Origin of the sequence: Citricoccus muralis (assembly GCF_029637705.1) — a bacterium.
Taxonomy (GTDB): domain Bacteria; phylum Actinomycetota; class Actinomycetes; order Actinomycetales; family Micrococcaceae; genus CmP2.
Map to the genome: position 1 here is coordinate 233668 of NZ_CP121252.1, position 20766 is coordinate 254433.

Genomic DNA, 20766 nt, shown 5'->3' on the forward strand with positions numbered 1-20766 from the left:
AGGATTCTCAACTTCGTTGAAGCGACATGGCGCGTCAGAGTCGACCTCACGCGCCATTTCGCATCACAAAACGAAGGAGGTCAGAAAAAGGGTCAGCTGATCACGCGGTCCACGATGCGCTGGGCCTCGTCCTGCACCAGGGTGAGGTGCTCGGCACCCAGGAAGGATTCCGCGTAGATCTTGTACACGTCCTCGGTGCCGGAGGGGCGGGCGGCGAACCAGGCGTTCTCCGTGACGACCTTCAGCCCACCAATAGCTGCGCCGTTGCCGGGGGCCTCGGTGAGCTTCGCTTTGATGGGCTCGCCGGCCAGGGTGTCCGCGGTGACATCGGCGGGGGAGAGGTTCTTCAGCTTCGCCTTCTGCTCGGGCGTGGCCACCGCGTCGAGGCGTGCGTAAACCGGGCTGCCGTACCGCTGGGTGAGCTCGCCGTAGTACTGGGAGGGGGAGCGGCCGGTGACCGCCTGAATCTCGGCGGCGAGCAGGCACAGCAGCAGCCCGTCCTTATCGGTGGACCAGGGGGAGCCGTCGAAGCAGACGAAGGAGGCACCGGCGGATTCCTCGCCGCCGAAGACCCCGGTGCCGGAGAGCAGCCCGGGTACGAACCACTTGAACCCGACGGGGACCTCGGTGAGTTCTCGTCCCAGACCGGCGGCGACGCGGTCGATCATCGAGGAGGAGACCAGAGTCTTGCCGACGGAGGCCTCGGCGGGCCACTGCTCGCGGTGGCGGTAGAGGTAGTCGATGGCTACGGCGAGGTAGTGGTTGGGGTTCATCAGCCCGCCGTCGGGGGTGACGATGCCATGGCGGTCGGCGTCGGCGTCGTTGCCGGTGGCCAGGTGGAAGTCGCTGTTGCCGCGCACCCGCTCAATGAGGGAGGCCATCGCGAAGGGGGAGGAACAATCCATGCGGATCTTGCCGTCCCAGTCCAGGGTCATGAACGACCAGCGCGGGTCGACCTCGGGGTTGATGACGGTGAGGTCGAGCTCGTGGACGCGGGCGATTTCGCCCCAGTAGTCCACGGAGGCCCCACCCATTGGATCGGCGGCGATGCGGACCCCGGCCTCGCGGATGGCGGTCAGGTCGATCACCTGCGGGAGGTCTTCGACGTAGCGGGCGCGGAAGTCGTAGCGGCCCAGCTGCGGGTGGTCGGCGACGTCGTCGGGGGAGAGGCGCTGAACGCCGTCGAGACCGGCAGCGAGGAGTTCGTTGGCGCGGTCGGCGATCCAGCCGGTGGCATCAGAATCCGCGGGCCCGCCGTGTGGCGGGTTGTACTTGAAGCCGCCGTCGGCAGGCGGGTTGTGGGAGGGGGTGATGACCAGCCCGTCCGCTTGGGGGCCCTCGGGGTGCGCTGCGTTGTGGTGCAGGATGGCGCGGGAGACCGCGGGGGTGGGGGTGAAGCCGTCGCGGGAGTCGATGAGGGTATTCACGTGATTGGCGAGCAGCACCTGAACGGCGGTGTCCTGGGCGGGGCCGGAGAGCAGGTGGGTGTCGCGGCCGATGAGAATCGGCCCGGTGATGTCCTGGCCGTGGCGGTATTCGACGATGGCCTGGGTGATGGCAGCGATGTGGTCGTCATTGAATGAGGTCTTCAACGAGGAGCCGCGGTGCCCGGAGGTGCCGAAGACGACCTGCTGGGTGGGGTTGGATGGGTCCGGATGGTTTTCGAAGTACGCCGCGTGCAGGGCGTCGGTGTCGATGAGGTCTTCGGGCAGGGCGCGTGTTCCGGCGCGGTCAGCAGCAGTGTTTCCCATGCGGATATTATCGGCTCCGGCGTAGGGTGAAAGCTATGGATCGGGAACGCCCAGGGTGGTATCAGAGCTCCGAGGAGCCGGACAGCGATGCGCGCGCCGAACAGACGCCGGAGGCGCACGGGGAGCGTGAGGAAGCGCAGCGACGGGAGCCGAGCTGGCGGCGGCGCGACAAGTACGACCCGTTCGAGCGGCTGCGTCGTCGTCGTGCCCAGGCCGAAGCCGAACGCGCAGAACGGGCAGAGCAGGCAGAACGAGCCGAGAGAGCAGAAGCGCAGCGGCGCTCGCCGTCGGGGGGAGCGCCGGCGGGGAACCCGTTCGCGGATCAGCCGCTGGCTGGCCCCTGGGGTGACGGATCCGCGCAGGAGACGATCGCCGGGGACTACCCGGTGATCGCCAACGACCCCAAGGAGTCCAAGGAGTGACCACCCCGGTTGCGGCCGGGAGGTCTACCCCGTGCTCCTTTGCTGTTGCTAGTGTTCCGGGGTGTCGCATGGCGCCGTGGGGGCGTTATGGCATGGCACCGGTGGGAGATGTTCATGGATACGGAGCACATTCAGTGGATCTCGTTCGAGAGGATGAGCGAACGAACAGATCATGATGCTCAGCGCACCGACGCCGAGCGTGACCTCGTGGAGGCTGCGGCGGCAAGCCACGGTCGTATTGAACCCATGACGGAGGTGCTGCGCCACGCTGGCGAGCGGCTTCCCCTGGTTGGCCAAGGACAGACGCGGCGGCATTGGGAGTTGCTGGCCACGGTAGCGTCACAGGACCTAGTGGCCGCGCGCGTGCTGGAACCGCACCTCGACGCCACGACCATTCTGGAGCAAGCCGGCGTGTCAGTACCACAAGGATTACTGGGTGTTTACGCGTCGGAATCCGGCGGGCAGACGGTGCGCGCAGTACAGTCAGGATCCGCGTGGAAGCTGAACGGCACCAAACCGTGGTGTTCGCTCGGATCCGTGTGCTCGGCTGCCGTCGTGACGGCCATCGTGGGCGATGAGGACGCCGCGGCTTCGGGCGCGCTGCGGCGGCGAGCGTTTCTGGTGGATCTGGAAGCGGGGCGTCAGTCTGGTGCCGTGCGAGACTCCGGTGAGAGGTGGCCGGCGCTGGGGCTGTCCGCCGTGACCTCCACCGCCCTGGAATTCCATGAGGTCAACGCGGTTCCCGTCGGAGATCCGGGTTGGTATCTCACCCGTCCTGGATTCGCGTGGGGTGGGATCAGCGTGGCGGCCTGTTGGCTCGGCGGCGCCATCCGGTTGATGCGGACGCTCCAGGCGCGGGAGCCGCGCGACGATTTCGCGGCGGCGGCAAGGGGGCGGGTGGACCGAATGCTCGCTGCTGCGGCGGCATTGATGACCGAGGCGGCCCGACACCTCGAAGAGGGGACACTTGACGGTGACGCGGCCGAGATCGCAGCGGAGCGACTGCGGGGAACGATCGCCGAGACCTGCACGGAGGTCATTCGCGTGGTGGGCGAAGCCACCGGGCCGGGCCCGCTAGCTGGCGACGCTGCGCACGCTAGAGCGGTGGCCGATCTGCAACTGTACGTGCGCCAGCACCACGCCGGTCGCGATGATGCCCGGCTGGGCCGTTTGCTGGCGGAGCGTCCGGGGTGGTCGTGGTGAGTTTTGATCATCGCGATCGCGGAACCACCGAGGAAGCCTGGCTTGACGCGGGTGTGGCCAAGCTTCCGACGTTGAGCCTGCCGCAGCTCACCTCGGACAGCACTGTGCTGGTCATCGTGGCACACCCTGATGACGAGACGCTGGGCGCGGCGGGGCTGATCCGGGCCGCTCTTCGAAGGGGGTCTGAGGTGCGACTCGTGGTGTGTACGCAGGGAGAAGGCTCGCACCCGGAATCACCGACCCACACCCCCGCCGCCTTGGCTCGGTTACGCCGCCAGGAGCTGTGCGACGCCGTGGAAGTACTCGGCGAAGGGTTATCCGGTCGACTGTCGTCAACCATGCTGAGTCTGCCCGACGGCGGGCTTCCCGCTGTCCCCGAGGAGGTGCAGGCTGCCGTGGCAGAGGCCGTGGCGGAGGCGCAGACCGACGAAGGTGAACTGCTGGTGGTGACGCATTTCCATCGTGACGGTCATGGGGATCACGAGGCCGTGGCCTCTGCCGTGCTGCGGGTCGCGGCCGAGCGGGCGCTACCGGTGTATGAATTTCCCCTCTGGTATTGGCACTGGGCGGACCCCCAGGGGCTCGGAGTGAACGACGCCTGGCGGGGTTTCGCACGGTTTCCCGTCTCGTCGGATGACCAGCGTGCCCGGCGCGCAGCATTGCAGGCGTACCGGAGCCAGGTCACTCCACTGTCGGACAACCCCGGGGACGAAGCGGTGGTGACCGGGGCCATCGTTGAGCATTGCGACCGTCCCTTCGAGACGTACTTGGTGACTGGCTCGGAGAACCCCGGATCCCAGCGCGCTCGGTGGATTTTCGATCGCGTACACACCTCCGCGGACGACCCATGGCGATACTTGGACTCTGACTACGAGGCGCGCAAGCGGGCGCTCACTTTAGCGCAGCTACCCTGGCCGCGCTACCGCCGTGTGGTGGAAGTCGGATGCTCCATCGGCGTTCTCACCGCCGAGCTGGCGCTCCGAGCAGATGACGTTACGGGGCTGGATGCCTCGGGGGTGGCCGTGGAACGTGCCCGACACCGGGTGCGCGGGTTGTCCGGAGTCAGGGTCGAACAGGCAATCGTGCCCGACGAATGGCCGGCACGCTTGAACGGGCCGGACGCCGTGGACTTAGCGGTCGTCTCCGAGGTGGGCTACTTCCTCAGTGCCGCTGAATTGGACCGGCTCGTGGCTCGACTGGACTCCGCCCTGACATTGTCAGGACAGATCCTGCTGTGTCATTGGCGCCACCCCGTCTCGGGTTGGCCGCTGGACGGGGATGCCGTGCACGCCAGATTGCGCTCGGACCCCCGGTTTCGAGTGATCAATGAATACCGGGACGACGACGTCGTGATCGACGTGTTCGCACGCGCGGTGGGAGCGGAGCAGGCGCTCGTGGTCGTTCCGGCACGCGACGAACAGGCGCTGCTCCCGGGCTGTCTCGATGCACTGACCTTGGCGCTGGACCGGTTCGAAGCGCTCCACGCTCAGGGGTCAGCCCGGGCCGTGGTGACGGTGGACGGCAGTGCCGATCGCACACTGCAGATCGCCCGGGATCGGGCCGAGGCAGACGCGCGCTTCCATGTGGTGAGCCTTGACCCCGGTGCCGCCGGGGGTGTGGGTCGTGCGCGGGCTCGGGGCATCGACACCGCGGCGACCTGGTTCGACGCTGACGCTCGGCTCTGGGTTGTCTGCACCGATGCTGACAGTCGTGTGGCGCCAGAGTGGCTGGCGAGCCATGTCGTGCTCGCCGAGGGAGCCGATGCCGTCTTGGGAACGGTTGCGCTGGATCTCGACTCAGAGGAACAGTCCTGGCGGCAGCGATGGGAGGACGAGTACCGAAAGAAAATCATTTCGGGAGGTCTCCGAGATGTGGAGGAACATCATCACATCCACGGTGCCAACCTCGGCGTGAGCTGGGCGGCGTATCAGCGTGTGGGGGGATTTTCCGAGGTGGACTGTGATGAAGACGTGCAGCTCGTCGAACGGCTGCGTCGTTCCAGCGCTCGGGTGCGCAGTAGCACGCGGATCCCTGTGATCACCTCGGATCGGTATGAGGGGCGCGCGCCTCGCGGTTTTGCAACGGACTTGCGCAAGCTCATCGGCGAGGGGGCCGCAGAAGGATCCTGATCGAGCAGGTGCCCCGTGCGGGTGGCGTTCGACTACTGAGCCAGCATGCGCTCCATTCGGGCGGAGAGGGCCAGCAACTGGGCTTCGGTGCCTGGGCGGCCGATGGCCTGCACCGACCAGTTCATCCCGTCCTCATCGGTGAGCACCGGGATGGAGATGGCGGGTAGCCCCATCACGTTCACCATGGAGGTGTAGGGGGTGAACTGGCACTGATACGCGTAGTCGTCGGCGGGCTCGCGCTCGGTGAACGCACCGATCGCGGGCGGTGCGAACGCCAGCACCGGGGTCAGCACGATGGACGCTGCTGCCAGCTGACGGCGGGTATCGGCCGCCCAGTCGGTGAGCCGGGATTCGGCCTCGGCCAGCACCTCGGGGGTGTAACCGCGGGCGAGGTTCAGGAAGTGCGCGGCCAGCGGCTCCATCTTGTCCTCGGCGCCTTCGGGCAGCGGCGCTTCGGCGAGCCCGGAGGTCCACACGGTGCGGAAGTCCTCGTGGTAGCCGGGCTGGTAGTCCAGGTCCAGTTCGGACACGGTGTGGCCATCGCCGGCGAGCAGGGTGACCGCACGGGTGAGTGCCTCCACCGCTCCGCGCGCCAGGGTGATCTCCAGATCCGGGTGGAACGGCGACGCCGTCGTCCAGCCGATGTTCGTGGGCGCGATGCCCTGACGGGCCGCGCGGCGGACGGTGTCGAGGTAGTAGCCGGTGGTGGCGGTGGGGTCCGTCATCGCGTCGAAGAGCAGCGCGGTGTCTTCGGTGGTGCGGCCCAGGGGGCCGTTGACGCCGAGGTTGCGCACCGTGTCGCGCTGATCATCGGTGGGCAGGGTACCGCGGCCGGGCTTCAGCCCCACAATGCCGCAGGCCGCGGCCGGAATGCGGATCGAGCCGCCGCCGTCGGATCCGGGAGCCACTGGCAGCATGCCCGAGGCCACCGCTGCCGCAGCACCGCCCGAGGACCCACCCGCCGTACGCGTTGGATCCAATGGGTTCCGCGCCGGTGGGGACACCCGGTTCTCCGAATGCGGCGGCAGCCCGAACTCCGGCGTGGTGGTGGTGCCCAAAAACACCGCCCCGGCCAGGCGCAGCGCCGCCGGCAGCGGGTCGTCCTGCGCGGCGGGCGGGGCATCCTGGAACACCCGGGAGGCGAACGTGGTCGGCACCCCTTGCACCGCGGTGAGGTCCTTGAATCCCAGCGGCAGCCCGTGCAGCGGACCAGAGCGCCGCGGGTCGGAGGCGTGCTCGGCGTCGAGCTGACGTGCCCGCTCCAGGGCCAGGTGCTGGGTGACGGTCATGAACGCGCCCAACTGGGGATTCTTCTCGTCGATCACCCGCAGGAAATGTTCAGTCACGTCGACGGCGGTGCGCCGGCCCGCGGCCAGATCATCACGCAGCGCGACGGCGGAGGGGTAGCTTGCTGCTCTCGGGGAGTCGCTCATGACCCCACTGTATCGGCCGCCGCTGGACGGAACGTGACTTCGACGGCACGAGAGTACCCTCACGCGTGCTGGCCGATCTGCTCTCGGGCTGGAAGAACGAGCGCGCATGGAAGAAATCGACACTCTCAGATATGGAGACGGCCCGCGACCGCACAGGGGAACGCGTGACTGACGATGCGCTGGGAGCGGACAACATGGTCAGCAGTGTGCTCGGATGGGGTCTGTTTGCCACAACCATGTTGCCGTTGATTCTGGCGTTGTTCTTCCCTCGTCCGACCTATGGTCAACTCGAACGACAGAATCTCGATCTACTTCTCTTCGGAGGGGCATGTCATCAACGTCGCTCGGCACTCAAAGAATCCTCCACTGCAGACGCCGGGGCGGAGCAAGTATCCGGCACCTCAAGGAGTAATTGGCAAAGCGTGGAGTGATGAGAAAGGCATGGTGCTGGCAGAATTCCCGGCCAAGAAAGAGGGCTGGATCAGGAAGCTTGTGGAGAATCAACCATTCTCACTCGCTGAGGCTGAGTCACGCGAATAGCGAGACCATCGCGGAGAGTGTGCTTCCATCCCCCGTCATGTGGAATGCATCGAAAAGTAGCCAGAACGCGCAACGAGATCGGTAGGCTGTGGGAATGAGCATGTACGAGACTGTCACCGTGAACGACGTCCCCGAGGGCGCCGCCATCCTCGACGTCCGCGAGGACTACGAATTCGAGGCAGGCCGCGCAGCCGGCGCCCAGCACCTGCCGCTGGATCAGCTGCCCGAGCGCTTCGACGCCGAACTGGACCCGGACACCGACTACTACGTGATCTGTCGGACCGGGGGCCGCTCCGCGCGCGCCGCCGAATTTCTGCAGGCGCGCGGATTCTCCGCGTTCAACATTGCCGGTGGCTCCGGCGCCTGGCTGGAGGCCGGCAAACCGATGGAGGCCGACGGCGGCGCCGAGCCGATCGTGAAATGAGTCGACCGGTCTACGCCTTCCTCGGACCGGAAGGCACCTTCACCGAGGCCGCGTTGCGCCAGGTGGTCTCGCCCGACGACGGCGATTACCGGCCCGTGGGATCTGTGATCACCGCGCTGGCCCAGGTTCGGGCCGGGGAGGCGCAGTTCGCCGTCGTGCCCATCGAGAACTCGGTCGAGGGTGGGGTGACCGCCACCCTGGACGACATTGCCGGTGACGAGGGCCTGCAGATCGTGCGCGAGGTGCTGGTGCCGATCAGCTTCGTGCTGGTGGGGCGCACCGAGATGGACCTGGAGGAGATCACCAGCGTCTCCACCCATTCCCACGGCTGGGCGCAGGTGCGGAACTGGGCCGCGAAACACCTGCCGAACGCGGAGTTCATCCCGGCCTCCTCGACAGCAGCCGGGGCGCGCGGACTGCTCGACCCGGAGACCCACTACCAGGCGGCGGTGTGTTCGCCGCTGGTCGCCGAACAGGTGGGACTGCCGGTGCTGGCCCAGGCCATCGAGGACACCGCCGGGGCGGTCACCCGCTTCGTCGTCGTCTCTCAGCCGGGGCCGATCGGCGAGCCCACCGGCTCCGACAAGACCACCGTGGTGGTGCCGCTTCCGGAAGACCGGCCGGGCGCGCTGATGGAGATCCTCGACCAGTTCTCCACCCGCGGGATCAACCTCTCGCGCATTGAATCGCGGCCGACTGGGGCTGGACTGGGAAGCTACTTCTTCTCCATCGACCTCGAGGGCCACCTCGCAGAGGAACGGGTCTCCGCAGCGCTGGCCGCGCTGTACCGACTCATCCCGGGCGTGCGGTTCCTGGGGTCCTATCCGCGGGCAGATCAGCGACGGTACCAGGTGCCCGAGCACACCACCGATGCCGCTTACCACTCCGGTCAGGCCTGGGTCACCGAACTGCTGGGCCGCTCCGGAACCTGAACCCGTAGCGACTCCGGCTGCACCCGCGCGGAGATCTCGCGGACTTGACCGGAGGCGTCGCCGTCGAGCTGGGAGGTCATCGGCTCATGCAACACGATCTTGCACTGGGTGGCCTGGTGCGACTCCAGCACCGGCAGCTTCCGGCGCGATTTCAGCAGGGTCTTGCCGGCGATGCGGAGCCAGTCCACCACGTGGCGCGGCGAAAGCAGAACAACATCGAGCAACCCGTCGTCGATCACGGCGTGCGGGACGAAGTTGATGCCTCCGGTGAGCAGGCCGCAGTTCGCCACCATCACGGAGCGCACCTGGTAACGCTGCAGGGGGCCGCCGTCGAGTGACACGGAGATCTCCTTGCGCTTGCCCGCGAGCTGGCGCATGCCGGCCTCGCCGTAAGCCAACCACCCGGCGTGCTGCTTGAGGGTGTCATTGGTGGTGTCCATGATCTCGGCGTCATAACCGACCCCGGCAATCACGGTGAAAGCGGTGCGCTGCACGGAACCGTCCTGGTTCGCCAGGCGGATCGAGACCGTGTCGATGGCGCGGTGATGACCCTGCAGGGCGATGGTGATGCACTGCTCCATATCCGCGATGGGTAGGTGAAGGTTGCGGGCCAGCAGGTTCCCGGTGCCCAGGGGAAGGATGCCGAGTGAGGCCTCCGTGCCGGCCAACACCTCGGCCACCCGGCGCACGGTTCCGTCGCCGCCGGCGGCTAGCACCACGGTAGCCCCGTCGGCCAGCGCCTGTTCCGCCATCGCAGTTCCTGGATCGGTTTCGGTGGTTTCGTAGACCATCACCGCTGGCATCCCCGCCACCCGCGCGGTGACCTCCACTTGACGCCGTGTATCGGCGGCATGGGGCTTAACGGGGTTCAGGATCAGGGCGACCTTCTGTGCCGGATCGAGCGACCGCGCCACCGAAGGCACGGAGGAAATGGTCTGCACCTGCAGGCTCACCGAGTCGAGCCCCTCCATCAGCCGGTGGACGAGGTGGGCCTGACGCCGAAGCTGGACGCTGAGCACGACGACCGTGACGAGCAACAGCAGGATCAGGGAGAGGGCCACCACGGCCAGGATCATTTCAGCGCTCATAGCTCTAGTGTAGGTCCGCCTTTGTCAGAACTGCTCCTCTCACCGGCCGGTGTGGTTTAACGCGTTTGGGTGGCCCCGAACGACGTCGAGGCCACCCGAGACGGGGACCGGAGATTTTCGCCGAACGGCTCCCCTGCGGTACGCACGTGCAACGTACCGCCGGAGCCGAAGGCGAAGGAGCGGATCGAGGGCGCCGGAATGAAGCAGTTCGACGAAACGGCGCTCTACTCAAGATCCACCTCACCGGCCCACCTTGCTCATCCTGACGGAGGTGATCGTTGACGTGCCTCGAATCGGTGCGACGCGATTCCGGCCCACTCACTCTCCCGACGGGTTGTGTCGAGTAGTGAAGAAGGCGGCCTCAGTGCTTCACAGTGCACGCGGATAGTTCCGCGTGGAGGGCACTGCCCGTCGCCCCGAGTCTCGAGCTCCCACAACTCATCATCGGCCAAGACCAGCAACCAGAACGCGGAAGATGATCTGGTCTGATCGGTGTCACTATGGGCGCATGGCATGGCACACTCCGTTGGTGTGACTTAGGGGTTAATGGCCGTGGGCTCGCTGCCTCTCGACGTAATCTCGATCTTCCGAGGTTTGGCGGACTCGGCCACCGGAATGCTGAGCCGCAGAACCCCGGCGTCGTAGCTCGCGGTGATTTTACCCGTATCGAGATTGTCGCCTAGAACAAGCTGACGACTGAATGTTCCCCGAGGACGTTCCGCGGCCAGGGACGACTCGCCGTGGTCGGCGGTGGGACGCTCGGCTTTGACGGTCACCACATTGTTCTCGACATCGAGATCAATGTTTTCGGGTGTGACGCCGGGGATGTCGAGTTCAATGTGAAAGGTGTCTCCATCACGCCAGGCATCCATGGGCATGATGACTGGCCGTGCCGAGGTGCCATGACTGGCTCCAAAGGCCTCCCTCGTCAGTCGATCGAACTCCCGAAATGGGTCCGTGCGCAACATGATCATGGCTATAGCCTCCTCATTTCATCATTTCATCGAACAATACGGTTCGGTGATACGATGTGCATCACCTGATGTACATATTACATAGCAGATATAAGTATCACAAGTCAACAGCAGAGTTGATTTTAGTGGCAGTAGGAACGGAAAGCCGATGTCAGAGCCTGGAAGGACCTTCTCGATTTCGATGGCAGCAGAGCTGTCAGGTGTAGGGATACGGTCCGTGCGGCTCTATGAGGCACGCGGCCTCGTATCGCCGGTCCGAACGAAGGGTGGAACGCGTCGCTACGGTCGTGAAGACATAGTCAGGTTGCGACGCGTGCGGGACCTGATGGAAGAGGGGATGAATCTGGCGAGCGTTGAAGTCATCATGATGCTGCAGGATGAGAACGTGACACTTCGCCGCGAGCTGGCGAATCTGAAACGTCAGAGTTCAAACGCTGACGGGGACGGTGTTGCCCAGAACTGACCGTGCTGCCGGATCCACACCCTCCAGGCGCAGTAGCCTTGTGGCGTACTGACATGACATGTGGTGACTTCGGTAGGCTGGTGCTGTGATTGACGTCAAGCACCTCACCGAGAACCCTGATCAGTACCGAGCCTCGCAGCGCGCCCGCGGAGCGGATGAGGCGCTGGTGCAGCGCATTATCGAGGCCGACGCCGAGCGTCGCTCCGCGCTGTCTCGGTTTGAATCTCTGCGTGCCGAGCAGAAGTCCTTCGGCAAGAAGGTGGCACAGGCCCAGGGCGAGGAGAAGCAACAGCTGCTGGCCGAGGTCAAGGAGCTGGCCGCTCAGGTGAAGGCCGCCGAGGCCGAGGCCAACGAGAAGGAAGCGGAGCTGGATGCGCTGCAGCGCGTCTTCCCGAACCTCATCATCGAGGGCATCCCGGCCGGCGGCGAGGACGACTTCAGCGTGCTCAAGCAGGTGGGCACTCCGCGCGATTTCACCGCCGACGGGTTCGAACCGAAGGACCACCTGGAGTTGGGCGAGCTGCTCGGCGCGATCGACATGGAGCGCGGGGCGAAGGTCTCCGGATCGCGGTTCTACTTCCTGCGCGGCGTGGGTGCGCGCCTGGAGATGGCCCTGATCCAGATGGGCATGGACCTGGCACTGAAGAACGGCTTCACCCCGATGATCACGCCCACCCTGGTACGACCCGAGACCATGCAGGGCACCGGGTTCGACGTCGAGCACGACGACGAGATCTACCGCCTCGAGCGCGACGACCTGTACCTGGTAGGCACCTCCGAGGTGGCGCTGGCTGGGCTGCACGCCGACGAGATCCTGGACCTGAGCGGCGGCCCGACCCGCTACGCCGGCTACTCGAGTTGCTACCGTCGCGAAGCCGGTGCCGCGGGCAAGGACACCCGTGGCATCATCCGCGTGCACCAATTCAACAAGTTGGAGATGTTCGTGTACACCACGGTGGAGGAGGCCGAGGCGGAGCACGCCCGACTGCTCGCCTGGGAAGAGGAAATGCTGGCCAAGATCGAGGTGCCCTACCGAGTGATCGACACGGCGGCTGGCGATCTGGGCATGTCCGCGGCCCGCAAATTCGACTGCGAGGCGTGGGTGCCCACGCAGGGTGCGTACCGTGAGCTGACCTCGACATCGAACTGCACCACCTTCCAGGCACGTCGCCTGCAGATCCGCGAACGCGTGACCAACGACGACGGCTCCAAGGGCGGCACCCGCGCGGTGGCCACCCTCAACGGCACGCTGGCCACCACCCGCTGGATCGTCGCGATTCTCGAGAACCACCAGAACGCCGATGGCACCGTGACCGTGCCCGAAGCGCTGCGCCCCTACCTGGGTGGCCTCGAGGTGCTCCCTCTCGTCTGAGGCACTTAGCCTCGTGGCTCCGGCAGACGATCCAGCGTCCCTGCAATCACCAGCTCGGTGAATTCATGGGTGCTCAATGGTCCGCCCAGCTCGGAGGTACGCTGGGCGGGCTGTGCGAGACAACCGCTCAGTGAATCCAGAATCGCCGTGGCGGCGCTCACCAGGGGCTGCCTGCGGTGTCGATGTCCGAGAGCAGACAGCATGTGCGCGCAGGAGAACAGCACCGCGCTGGGATTCGCCTGGCCTTGACCAGCAATGGTCGGCGCGGAGCCATGGTGGGTTTGGACCATGACCCGTGAGGACCCTTGCAACAATTTGCCGATGACACCAGACGTACCAGACAGACTCGTGGCCAGATCAGTCAGGATGCGGCCGATCGCGTTACTGGTGACCACCACATCAAGGTCCTGCGGAGCATTGATCAAGACGCCGATGGTGTCCTCTACCCGCAGTTCATTGACCCTGACGGTCGGATAATCCGGCGCTAACTCTTGGACACTTTCCATAAAAATCCCCTCCGTCAGGGGAAGGAGATCAGTCTGGTGCACCACGGTCAGGGATTGCCGGCGTCGTTCTGCCGCCTCAAAAGCCGTTTGGGCTATACGAGTTGATCCCTCGCGCGTGATCTTGCGGACGGCCATCGCTACTTCAGAGGTCGGCATCATTTCGTTGACGGTGCCTTGGCCTTCATTCATCACGTAGCCTGGCTCGTTCAGATGGACGATCGCTACGTCGAAAGGCGCGATCTGCGGTGGAGTGATACCGCTCAACGTGCGGACCGGGTACACGGTGGCGTAGAGATCCAAACTGCGTTGCAGCATGGCACCCGGAGTCAACGCACCCAATTCGCTGGGCGGATAGTTGCCGAAATCCACCGGACCGAGAATGAGTCCGTCACAACTCTGAGCGAGAGCAATCATGTCGGGATCAGGCGAGCGGTCACCGAAGTTGATGGAACTAAACCCCAGGGGCATGGACTCGATGTGATGGTCTGCGCCGACATGGGTGAGGACGGATGTGAGGAGTTGGCGTGAGGAGGAGGTGACCTCCGGGCCGATGCCGTCGCCTTCGAAGACACCGAATTTCATGTCAGACACCGCTCTATGCCACCGGGGCGGCGCCGAGCCGGGCCAATGCCAGCTCGATCACCAGGTCGGTGTATTCGTGCGTGCTCAGCGGGCCGTGCAGATCGGCGGTGCGCCACTCCGGGCGCGCCAATACCTCGGTCAGCGTCTGCTGTACCGTGCTGGCCACGCGGATCAGTCGGTCGCACGCGGCCTGATGCCCCAGGTAGGCCATCATGAAACCGGTTGAGGACAGCATCGATGTCGGATTGGCCACGTTCTGTCCGGCCAGTGAGAGAGCCGGGCCGTGGTGTGCTCGTGCCATCACGTGGGAGTATCCGGCGCTCAATGAGGCGGAAATTCTGTGTGACCCGGTGACCTGCGCGGCCTGCTGCGAGAGAATCCGGCCAAACAGGCTGGTGGTCACAATGACGTCGAACCGGGCCGGGTCGCGTTCAAGCCACGCCGCCATCCGATCGACGGACTCCTCGTGGTATTCCACCTCCGGATAATCAGCAGCCACATCACGCATCGTCTGCAGAAACAGTCCTTCGGAGACCGGCATCGCATCCGCCTGATGCGCGGCGGTGACGTGCTGGCGCCGGAACCGGGCCGTCTCGAAGGCGCTGCGAGCGAGATTCTCGATGCCCTCACGGGTCACCTTGCGCGTGGACAACGCCAGATCGGGGGTCGGCATCATCTCGAAGGGACCCTCCGGTGCGCCGCGATCAGCGAACATCCCATCGGTGTTGTCCCGCACCACGAGCAGATCGACCGAGGGACGGAACGGTGAAGTCACCCCTGCGTAAGTGCGCGCCGGGAGAAAACGAGAGTGCAAGCGCAGCTCGCGGATCAGCTCGCGCTCCGGGTCGAGTCCTCCTAACCCTGGAGCAGGGTAATGGGCCAGATCCAGCGGTCCGAGAATGATGCCGTCGGCTTCACGTGCCGCGGCCAACGCTTCGGAAGGGAAAGTACTGCCGGTCTCGCACAAGGCAGACCACCCTACCGGCACCGTGACGATCTCATGGGTGATGCCCATGAACCTGAACATCTCCTCGGCCAGGCGCCGGGCAGCCTGAGATACTTCCTGCCCGATACCGTCGCCTTCGAAGAGGGCGAGTCTCATCTGTGCCACTGCTGGTCAACCCCTGTTCTGTGCGGTGCCCTTGTCCTACTGTGCTCGCCATTTCCCTCGCAGGAGCGATAGCGCATAGCGTAATAGTGTTAGACGAGATAAGCTCTGCTTCCTCATGTCCGCTGAGGGTTAACAGGAGGGTGAAGTTCAAGAGGGACGCGCTGTTCATCGCGACTTCACGTCCGGTTTGTCGAACGTGGTTGACTGGGACCATGCTGAACGACCCGCAGAAAACGCCGTCCACTCCCGGCCGCGCGAGCGCGCCGTCCCCCTCGACTGTATTGCCCTCCGGCGAACAGCGGAAGATGGTCTGTCTGGACGTCGATGGCACTCTGGTGGACCACGATGGGCACATGTCTGAGGCCGTGCGCTCGGCGGCACGCGACGTCGTCGCCGCAGGCCACCACGTGATGATCGCGACTGGGCGCTCGCTGCAGGCAACGCTGCCCATCATTGAGACCATCCGGCTGCGCAACGGCTTCTCGGTGTGCTGCAACGGCGGCGTCACTATTCAGCTGACCGATCAGCTCGAGGAGGGGTACGAGGTGATCGACCGTCGCACCTTCGATCCTGCCCCGGTGCTGGAACAGCTACGACACCGGCTGCCCAGCGCGAAGTACGCGATTGAGGACGACGCCGGAAACTTCCTCTCCACCGAGCGCTTCCAGGACATGAGCTTCGGGGTGCAGGCGCGCGGAGTGTCCTTCGATGAGCTGCTCAATACCACCGCGGTGCGCCTGGTCGTCTTCTCTACGGATGCCTCCACCGAGTCGTTCTCCGAAGCGGTGGAGGCGATCGGGCTGCAGGGCGTGACCTACTCGGTGGGATGGAGCGCCTGGCTGGACGTGGCCGCCGCCGGGGTCACGAAAGCCTCCGGGCTGGAGGCGCTGCGCGCCCGGCTGGGGGTGTCCCTGGACGACACGGTCGCCATCGGGGATGGTTACAACGACGTCGAAATGCTGGCCTGGGCAGGCCGCGGGGTGGCCATGGGCCAGGCGCCGGACGACGTCAAGCGCATTGCCGATGAGGTGACGGAGGATGTCTACGACGACGGGGCCGCCCTGGTGCTGCGCTCCTTGCTGCGGTAGTTTGAGGAGCTGTATCAACCGCCGCACGGAGAACAGGGGCGCAGCATGACCGGGTTTCAGGTCGATCCCGAGGAGATGAACCGACTGCAGACGGCGCTCGAGGATTCGTCGTCGTCGTTCCTGGACCGCACCCTGCCGGAGAATCCCGGAATGAACGTGCTCGGCGACCCCGGAGTGGACGCCGCCATGACGACGTTCGTCGCCAACGCCGGAACCCACCATCGGCGTTTCGGCAACCGGTTCTCCTACCTGGCATACGAGGTGGGCGAGTTCTCCCAGCACAGCCAAGCCACCGATGAGGAATGGGGCGCCGCCCTTGACCGGAGATACGACCACATGGACCTGGTATCCACCGTACGCCGAGTCTTCGGGGGATGACTGATAGGCATGGGAATTGACGCAAACCTCATTGGTGACGTCCCCGGCCAGCCCGAGGGCATTCTGGCATCCGCGACCAAGGTCCGCGATCTCGCTGATGCACTGCAGACCGACTATGACGACGCCTGGGCAGCGAAGGAACTCCCCGATATCTGGGAGGGCGAGGCGGCGGAAGCCTACAACACGGTCATTTATGATCAGTCGGTGCAGATTTCTGACCTCAAGGAAGGTGTCAGCCGAGCCTCGGGGGCGCTGGAGGACTACGGCTGGGTGGTGCGCACGGAACAGCAGCGCTGCGACGGGATCCGGGATCGGATGCTGGAACTCGACGCCGTGGTGGAAACCGCCACCGGGCTGGTGGAGATGATGCGGGCCCATCTGCAGGTGATGCCCGAGGTCGCGGAACACCAGCAAGCGTACGTGGAATCGGTGGCCACGGTCCGGCAGGCGGCCGTCACCTGTGCGGCGCTGCTGGCTGAGGGCGCACACGTCGAGGTCTACAACTACAACGATCAGGGGCAGGACCTCGGCGCCCGCACGGACCTGCGGCAAGATCAGATGGAAAAGATTGCCTCTGATCTCGAGAACGGGCGGATCTATCCCGACGACATCAACCAGCGCGGTATCGGCGACTGTTACCTGCTGGCCGCGTTGTCGAGCATGGCGCGCACTTCTGAGGGGCGCGAGCACATTTCCGGCATGGTCAAGCCCCACTATGAGAACGGCGAGCTCACCGGATTCATGGTGACGCTGCCGCGGGACCCCAATGACCCACATTCCGGAGAAGGGCGCACCGTCTTTGTGGATGAAACCTACGTGCACGGCAGTACCGGCACGAGCGCCGACGCGAATGTGTTCTCGGTGATCGAGGCGGCCTACGGGCAGGTGTATCCGGCCGGCACGCTGCCCGAGAACTCTGAGGGAAATGGGCTCACCGGAGGCCGCCCGGACGACTCACTCGAAGAGCTCACCGACACCGACTCCGAGGTGGTGCATCGCAAGCGGGGAGTGTTCGGGTGGGGCGCCGGATATGACGATGGGCAGCGCGAGCAGATCACCGCGGCCACCGAGGAAGGCCGACCCGTGGTGGCGGCCACGGCAGGGATTTCGGATGAGGAACGCAAAGAAGGCGTCGGCATCGTGACCGTCACCATCGAGGGTGAGGAACAGCAGATCGAAATGGTGGGCACCCACGCCTATGAGGTGGTGTCCTCCGATGAGAACGGGGTGACCCTGCGCAACCCGTGGGGATACAACAACCCCGGCAGCGGCACCACACCCATGGGCGCGACGTTCACCATCTCGTGGGAGGACTTTGAAGACTACAGCAGCGACGTTTCCATCGGAGGGGGATACTCATCATGACCGACGCATCACCCGACCAGGCCCCCGGACCGATCCGCTTCACCTTCCGGGGCACCGAAGTATTCCGCCCGGGCGCGGAGATGTTTCCCGCGTACACGGTGTCGGACGCACGGATTGAGGACGGCGTGATGATCGCGGTGCTGCGCGGCGTCGACCCCCACCCCGACGGCGGAATTCCGCCCACCCGACTCACTGCGGGGCAGAGCGTGAGTGACGCCCGCGCCGGAACGTTCACACTGCTGCACGTGAGCCCGCAGGTGGGTGGACTGGCCCCCGGGACGCGCCCCTTCGCCACGGCGATCGAGTTTCAGCCCGCCCCCGGGTTCGCACTGGCACCAGGGTGGGACGTTGACTGACCGGGCGGGCGCCGTCGTGCCCGGGGTATCGCGCGGAGCACTGATCGCACTCGGCGCGCTCGGGGCTGGTATGGCACTCGGCGCGCTCGCAGGCTGCGCCGCCGCGGAGCCCGACACCGAGCCGGAGCCCATCCCGATCGCCTGCGACGGCGTCACCCTGGGGTTGGAGGCCAACACGGTGCTACGCCCCGGCGTCGAGCTGTTCCCCGCCTATACGCTGTCTGGGGTGTGGGATGACGACGACGGCGTGGTTGCCGGCATCACGGGAGTGGATGAAGGCGACGGCGGATTCGGCCGGGTCGAGCTACGCCGCGGTGAGACCGTGGAAGATCCCGTGGCCGGAGTGTTCACCCTGCTCGACGCGACGCCGGCGGACGGCGGCGAGGGCTCACCCGCCGCCACCCTGTGCCTCGACCCGCACCCGGATTTCGAGCTCGCCGACGGGTTCTAAGACCTGCCGGATTGGCAGAACGGGGCTGATCAGACGTCGCGGCCCTGGGGCTCGTCGTCGGCCGTCTCCTCGCCGAGCGCGGCGAACCGCTCGATGGACGCTGCCAGCTCCGCCTCGGCGGCGGCGCGATCAGCCCACCCCTCGGCCTTGACCCACTTACCGGGCTCCAGATCCTTGTACCGGGTGAAGAAGTGCTCGATCTCCTGCAGCAGCCACTCCTCAACATCGGAGAGCTCCTGGATATGGTCGAAGCGCTTGTCGGCCGGAACGCACAGCAGCTTGGCGTCGCCGCCGCCGTCGTCGGTCATGTTGAACACGCCGATCGGGCGCGCCTCGACGATCACACCGGGCACCAGATCGAAGCCGGGCAGGTACACCATGGCGTCCAGCGGGTCGCCGTCCTCGCCCAGGGTGTCCTCGAAGAACCCGTAGTGAGTGGGGTACTGCATGGGGGTGAACAGGACGCGATCCAGACGCAGACGACCGGTCTCGTGGTCGAACTCGTACTTGACGCGCGATCCGGCGGGGATTTCGATGGTGACGTCGTGGCTCATGGGGCAGGCTCCTAGCATCAGGGAAACGTGTCAGAACCAGGGTATATCCTCGGCAGGGGCGGGCGCGTCACGTCCGCGCTGGTACGCTCTCAGGTGTGCTTGCTCGCTCCGCCACCTCCGCGCGCGCGACGCGTGCCCGAGGACTGGCGGGGACGCTGATCGCCGCACTCGTGCTCACCGGGTGCACCGTGCTGCCCGCACCCGAGGACCGTGCCGCCGAGCTGAAAGCCGCCGCGGCCGAACGCGCCGCCCTCACCCAGGTGTCGATCCCCGCCACCAGCCTGGGCGGGGCGCGCCACTGGCTGACCGGCGCCCAGGAAGAACTCGCCAACGTGCTGGACGTGGCCACCGAACCGCCGTCGGAGGTACTCGCCCTCTCTGAGGAAGCGCCCGTGCCCTCCGCCGAGACCCTGCAGCGCCGGCTGAACACCGTGTTCGCCGGCACGGACTTCACCACCGCGGCCCTGGTCACCGACACCATGACCGGCGAGGTGCTGTACTCCCGCGATGCCGACGCCGCACGGGTACCGGCCTCGTCGCTGAAGATCCTCACCGCCGCGGCCGCCCTGCACGAGATGGGCCCGGACCACCGGTACACCACCCGGGCGGTGCTCGACGACGGAACGGACGACCTGGTGGTGGCCCTGGTGGCCGGTGGGGACGCGCTGCTGGGTACCGGAGCGGGTGCGACGTCGGTGGATGGCCGGGCCGGGCTGGGCAGTCTCGCCCAACAGACCGTGGACGCGCTCGCGGACCGGTTAGACGGGGAGTCTGACGAACCCTCAGACGACGCCGGCGCACCGGCCCTGCGGATTGTGCTCGACGACGGCGGCTACTCCGGTCCGCAGCTGACCTGGAACGACTCGATGGTGTCCTCCGGGAACATCTCCGCCGTCCAGCCGATCGCCGTGCACGGGGCGCGGGCTGATTCTGGCACGGGGACCGACCGCGTGGACGATCCAGGTGCCCACGCCGCCGCGGTGTTTCGCGCCCAGGTGGTCCGCGCCGCCGAAGAAGCCGGACTCGACCTCACCGTGGCCTCCGGCGTCGAGCGGGACGCCACCTCCGGGCTGGGGGAGCGGGACGGTACGGAGCTGGGCGCCATCGAATCCGCCACCGTGGCGGAACAGGTGGAATACCTGCTCACGTACTCCGACAATCAGGTCGCCGAGGTCACCGCCCGCAACGCCGCGCTCGCCTCGGGCCGCTCCGGCAGCTTCGAGGGGGTGGCCGGACTGCTCACCGCCGCCGCCGACGCCCTGGGCGTCGACGCGCACGGGATCACCATTGCCGACGGGTCCGGGCTCTCCGCGAAAAACCGCATCAGTACTACACAACTGGTCGCCATCATGGACGCCGTCCAACAGCGCCCCTGGCTCGCCGAGACCGTGTGGGGGCTGCCCACCGCGGGGCTCGAAGGCACCCTCAGCGAGCGGATGGCCGGCACCGCGGCGGCCGGTACGGTGCGCGCCAAAACCGGCACCCTGGACCGGCACTCCTCGCTGACCGGCACCGTGGTCACCGTAGACGGGCGCCAGCTCTGGTTCTCGTTCATCAACACCGGGACCGACTCGGAGAGCGTGACCGAGGCGCGGGAGGTTCAAGACCGGGCCGCCACGGTGCTCGCGGACTGCGGCTGCTGAC

General features: G+C 66.1%; 21 protein-coding genes. 14 read left to right on the forward strand and 7 right to left on the reverse strand.

What is annotated here, in order from left to right:
• Positions 1 to 92: 92 nt before the first annotated feature.
• On the reverse strand, positions 93 to 1751 hold the full coding sequence (gene pgm, locus P8192_RS01015) for a phosphoglucomutase (alpha-D-glucose-1,6-bisphosphate-dependent) (protein ID WP_278157837.1): 1659 nt from the start codon (positions 1749 to 1751) through the stop codon (positions 93 to 95).
• Between the two features lie 35 nt (positions 1752 to 1786).
• Here pgm and P8192_RS01020 point away from each other — a divergent pair, with 35 nt between their 5' ends.
• From P8192_RS01020 to P8192_RS01030, 3 genes are all read left to right on the forward strand, one after another.
• Positions 1787 to 2173 (forward strand): hypothetical protein, encoded by a 387-nt coding sequence (locus P8192_RS01020; RefSeq protein WP_278157838.1) that lies wholly within the window; start codon positions 1787 to 1789, stop codon positions 2171 to 2173.
• Positions 2174 to 2326: 153 nt separating this feature from the next.
• Positions 2327 to 3376, forward strand: a complete 1050-nt coding sequence (locus tag P8192_RS01025; RefSeq protein WP_278157839.1) for an acyl-CoA dehydrogenase family protein — start codon at positions 2327 to 2329, stop codon at positions 3374 to 3376.
• Positions 3373 to 5505, forward strand: coding sequence for a PIG-L family deacetylase (locus P8192_RS01030; RefSeq protein WP_278157840.1), 2133 nt, complete (start codon positions 3373 to 3375; stop codon positions 5503 to 5505). Before P8192_RS01025 ends, P8192_RS01030 begins: the two co-directional genes overlap by 4 nt.
• A gap of 32 nt (positions 5506 to 5537) precedes the next feature.
• Here the strand turns inward: P8192_RS01030 and P8192_RS01035 are convergent, their stop codons facing one another.
• Positions 5538 to 6938, reverse strand: coding sequence for an amidase (locus P8192_RS01035; RefSeq protein ID WP_278157841.1), 1401 nt, complete (start codon positions 6936 to 6938; stop codon positions 5538 to 5540).
• 65 nt (positions 6939 to 7003) lie between these two features.
• On the opposite strand from P8192_RS01035, the gene P8192_RS01040 reads away from it, so the two are divergent.
• The 3 genes from P8192_RS01040 to pheA all read left to right on the forward strand — a co-directional run bounded on the left by P8192_RS01040 (position 7004) and on the right by pheA (position 8834).
• Positions 7004 to 7369, forward strand: a complete 366-nt coding sequence (locus tag P8192_RS01040; protein WP_278157842.1) for a hypothetical protein — start codon at positions 7004 to 7006, stop codon at positions 7367 to 7369.
• A 203-nt stretch (positions 7370 to 7572) separates the two neighbouring features.
• Positions 7573 to 7902, forward strand: coding sequence for a rhodanese-like domain-containing protein (locus P8192_RS01045; protein ID WP_278157843.1), 330 nt, complete (start codon positions 7573 to 7575; stop codon positions 7900 to 7902).
• On the forward strand, positions 7899 to 8834 hold the full coding sequence (pheA, locus tag P8192_RS01050) for a prephenate dehydratase (protein WP_278157844.1): 936 nt from the start codon (positions 7899 to 7901) through the stop codon (positions 8832 to 8834). Before P8192_RS01045 ends, pheA begins: the two co-directional genes overlap by 4 nt.
• Here pheA and P8192_RS01055 read toward each other — a convergent pair.
• Together P8192_RS01055 and P8192_RS01060 are read right to left on the reverse strand one after the other, a co-directional pair.
• The gene (locus P8192_RS01055) at positions 8792 to 9922 is read right to left on the reverse strand and encodes a diacylglycerol/lipid kinase family protein (protein ID WP_278157845.1); all 1131 of its coding nucleotides are present in this window, start codon (positions 9920 to 9922) and stop codon (positions 8792 to 8794) included. The two genes, pheA and P8192_RS01055, sit on opposite strands and share 43 nt — an antisense overlap.
• A 536-nt stretch (positions 9923 to 10458) precedes the next feature.
• A complete protein-coding gene (locus P8192_RS01060; protein WP_278159680.1) occupies positions 10459 to 10893 on the reverse strand; it encodes an Hsp20/alpha crystallin family protein in 435 nt (144 codons plus the stop codon).
• 184 nt (positions 10894 to 11077) lie between these two features.
• Here P8192_RS01060 and P8192_RS01065 point away from each other — a divergent pair, with 184 nt between their 5' ends.
• Together P8192_RS01065 and serS are read left to right on the forward strand one after the other, a co-directional pair.
• Positions 11078 to 11359: a MerR family transcriptional regulator gene (locus P8192_RS01065; protein ID WP_270106654.1), complete on the forward strand. Its 282-nt coding sequence runs from the start codon at positions 11078 to 11080 to the stop codon at positions 11357 to 11359.
• An 85-nt stretch (positions 11360 to 11444) separates the two neighbouring features.
• Positions 11445 to 12731 (forward strand): serine--tRNA ligase, encoded by a 1287-nt coding sequence (gene serS / locus P8192_RS01070; protein ID WP_270106653.1) that lies wholly within the window; start codon positions 11445 to 11447, stop codon positions 12729 to 12731.
• A gap of 5 nt (positions 12732 to 12736) precedes the next feature.
• Here serS and P8192_RS01075 read toward each other — a convergent pair whose 3' ends face one another.
• Both P8192_RS01075 and P8192_RS01080 read right to left on the reverse strand, forming a co-directional pair.
• Positions 12737 to 13819, reverse strand: coding sequence for an isocitrate/isopropylmalate family dehydrogenase (locus P8192_RS01075; RefSeq protein WP_278159681.1), 1083 nt, complete (start codon positions 13817 to 13819; stop codon positions 12737 to 12739).
• Between the two features lie 13 nt (positions 13820 to 13832).
• Positions 13833 to 14921 carry an isocitrate/isopropylmalate family dehydrogenase gene (locus tag P8192_RS01080; RefSeq protein ID WP_278157846.1) on the reverse strand — a complete coding sequence of 363 codons (1089 nt, stop codon included), beginning with the start codon at positions 14919 to 14921 and terminating at the stop codon, positions 13833 to 13835.
• Positions 14922 to 15142: 221 nt separating this feature from the next.
• Here P8192_RS01080 and P8192_RS01085 point away from each other — a divergent pair, with 221 nt between their 5' ends.
• From P8192_RS01085 to P8192_RS01105, 5 genes are read left to right on the forward strand one after another with little or no spacing between them, the layout of a single operon-like run.
• Positions 15143 to 16018, forward strand: coding sequence for an HAD family hydrolase (locus P8192_RS01085; RefSeq protein WP_278157847.1), 876 nt, complete (start codon positions 15143 to 15145; stop codon positions 16016 to 16018).
• Positions 16019 to 16063: 45 nt separating this feature from the next.
• Positions 16064 to 16396, forward strand: a complete 333-nt coding sequence (locus tag P8192_RS01090; protein WP_270106650.1) for a hypothetical protein — start codon at positions 16064 to 16066, stop codon at positions 16394 to 16396.
• 9 nt (positions 16397 to 16405) lie between these two features.
• Entirely contained in the window at positions 16406 to 17761 is a 1356-nt protein-coding gene (locus P8192_RS01095) for a C2 family cysteine protease (protein ID WP_278157848.1), read from the forward strand.
• Positions 17758 to 18117 carry a hypothetical protein gene (locus P8192_RS01100; RefSeq protein ID WP_278157849.1) on the forward strand — a complete coding sequence of 120 codons (360 nt, stop codon included), beginning with the start codon at positions 17758 to 17760 and terminating at the stop codon, positions 18115 to 18117. The genes P8192_RS01095 and P8192_RS01100 overlap by 4 nt, the downstream gene beginning before the upstream one ends.
• Complete coding sequence (locus P8192_RS01105; RefSeq protein ID WP_278157850.1) at positions 18110 to 18568, forward strand: hypothetical protein; 459 nt, start codon at positions 18110 to 18112, stop codon at positions 18566 to 18568. The genes P8192_RS01100 and P8192_RS01105 overlap by 8 nt, the downstream gene beginning before the upstream one ends.
• A gap of 29 nt (positions 18569 to 18597) precedes the next feature.
• Here the strand turns inward: P8192_RS01105 and P8192_RS01110 are convergent, their stop codons facing one another.
• Complete coding sequence (locus P8192_RS01110) at positions 18598 to 19122, reverse strand: inorganic diphosphatase (RefSeq protein WP_270106646.1); 525 nt, start codon at positions 19120 to 19122, stop codon at positions 18598 to 18600.
• A 95-nt stretch (positions 19123 to 19217) separates the two neighbouring features.
• On the opposite strand from P8192_RS01110, the gene dacB reads away from it, so the two are divergent.
• Complete coding sequence (gene dacB, locus P8192_RS01115) at positions 19218 to 20765, forward strand: D-alanyl-D-alanine carboxypeptidase/D-alanyl-D-alanine endopeptidase (RefSeq protein WP_278157851.1); 1548 nt, start codon at positions 19218 to 19220, stop codon at positions 20763 to 20765.
• Position 20766 lies beyond the last annotated feature (1 nt).

What these genes read in the sequence shown, in the direction of transcription:
- P8192_RS01020 (WP_278157838.1), top strand. Translation starts at nt 1,787, where the DNA reads ATGGATCGGGAACGCCCAGGGTGGTATCAGAGCTCCGAGGAGCCGGAC.
- P8192_RS01035 (WP_278157841.1), bottom strand. Translation starts at nt 6,938, where the DNA reads ATGAGCGACTCCCCGAGAGCAGCAAGCTACCCCTCCGCCGTCGCGCTG.
- pheA (WP_278157844.1), top strand. Translation starts at nt 7,899, where the DNA reads ATGAGTCGACCGGTCTACGCCTTCCTCGGACCGGAAGGCACCTTCACC.
- P8192_RS01095 (WP_278157848.1), top strand. Translation starts at nt 16,406, where the DNA reads ATGGGAATTGACGCAAACCTCATTGGTGACGTCCCCGGCCAGCCCGAG.
- P8192_RS01090 (WP_270106650.1), top strand. Translation starts at nt 16,064, where the DNA reads ATGACCGGGTTTCAGGTCGATCCCGAGGAGATGAACCGACTGCAGACG.
- P8192_RS01065 (WP_270106654.1), top strand. Translation starts at nt 11,078, where the DNA reads ATGGCAGCAGAGCTGTCAGGTGTAGGGATACGGTCCGTGCGGCTCTAT.
- P8192_RS01110 (WP_270106646.1), bottom strand. Translation starts at nt 19,122, where the DNA reads ATGAGCCACGACGTCACCATCGAAATCCCCGCCGGATCGCGCGTCAAG.
- P8192_RS01025 (WP_278157839.1), top strand. Translation starts at nt 2,327, where the DNA reads ATGAGCGAACGAACAGATCATGATGCTCAGCGCACCGACGCCGAGCGT.
- P8192_RS01045 (WP_278157843.1), top strand. Translation starts at nt 7,573, where the DNA reads ATGAGCATGTACGAGACTGTCACCGTGAACGACGTCCCCGAGGGCGCC.
- P8192_RS01055 (WP_278157845.1), bottom strand. Translation starts at nt 9,922, where the DNA reads ATGAGCGCTGAAATGATCCTGGCCGTGGTGGCCCTCTCCCTGATCCTG.
- P8192_RS01100 (WP_278157849.1), top strand. Translation starts at nt 17,758, where the DNA reads ATGACCGACGCATCACCCGACCAGGCCCCCGGACCGATCCGCTTCACC.
- P8192_RS01085 (WP_278157847.1), top strand. Translation starts at nt 15,143, where the DNA reads ATGCTGAACGACCCGCAGAAAACGCCGTCCACTCCCGGCCGCGCGAGC.
- P8192_RS01080 (WP_278157846.1), bottom strand. Translation starts at nt 14,921, where the DNA reads ATGAGACTCGCCCTCTTCGAAGGCGACGGTATCGGGCAGGAAGTATCT.
- pgm (WP_278157837.1), bottom strand. Translation starts at nt 1,751, where the DNA reads ATGGGAAACACTGCTGCTGACCGCGCCGGAACACGCGCCCTGCCCGAA.
- P8192_RS01075 (WP_278159681.1), bottom strand. Translation starts at nt 13,819, where the DNA reads ATGAAATTCGGTGTCTTCGAAGGCGACGGCATCGGCCCGGAGGTCACC.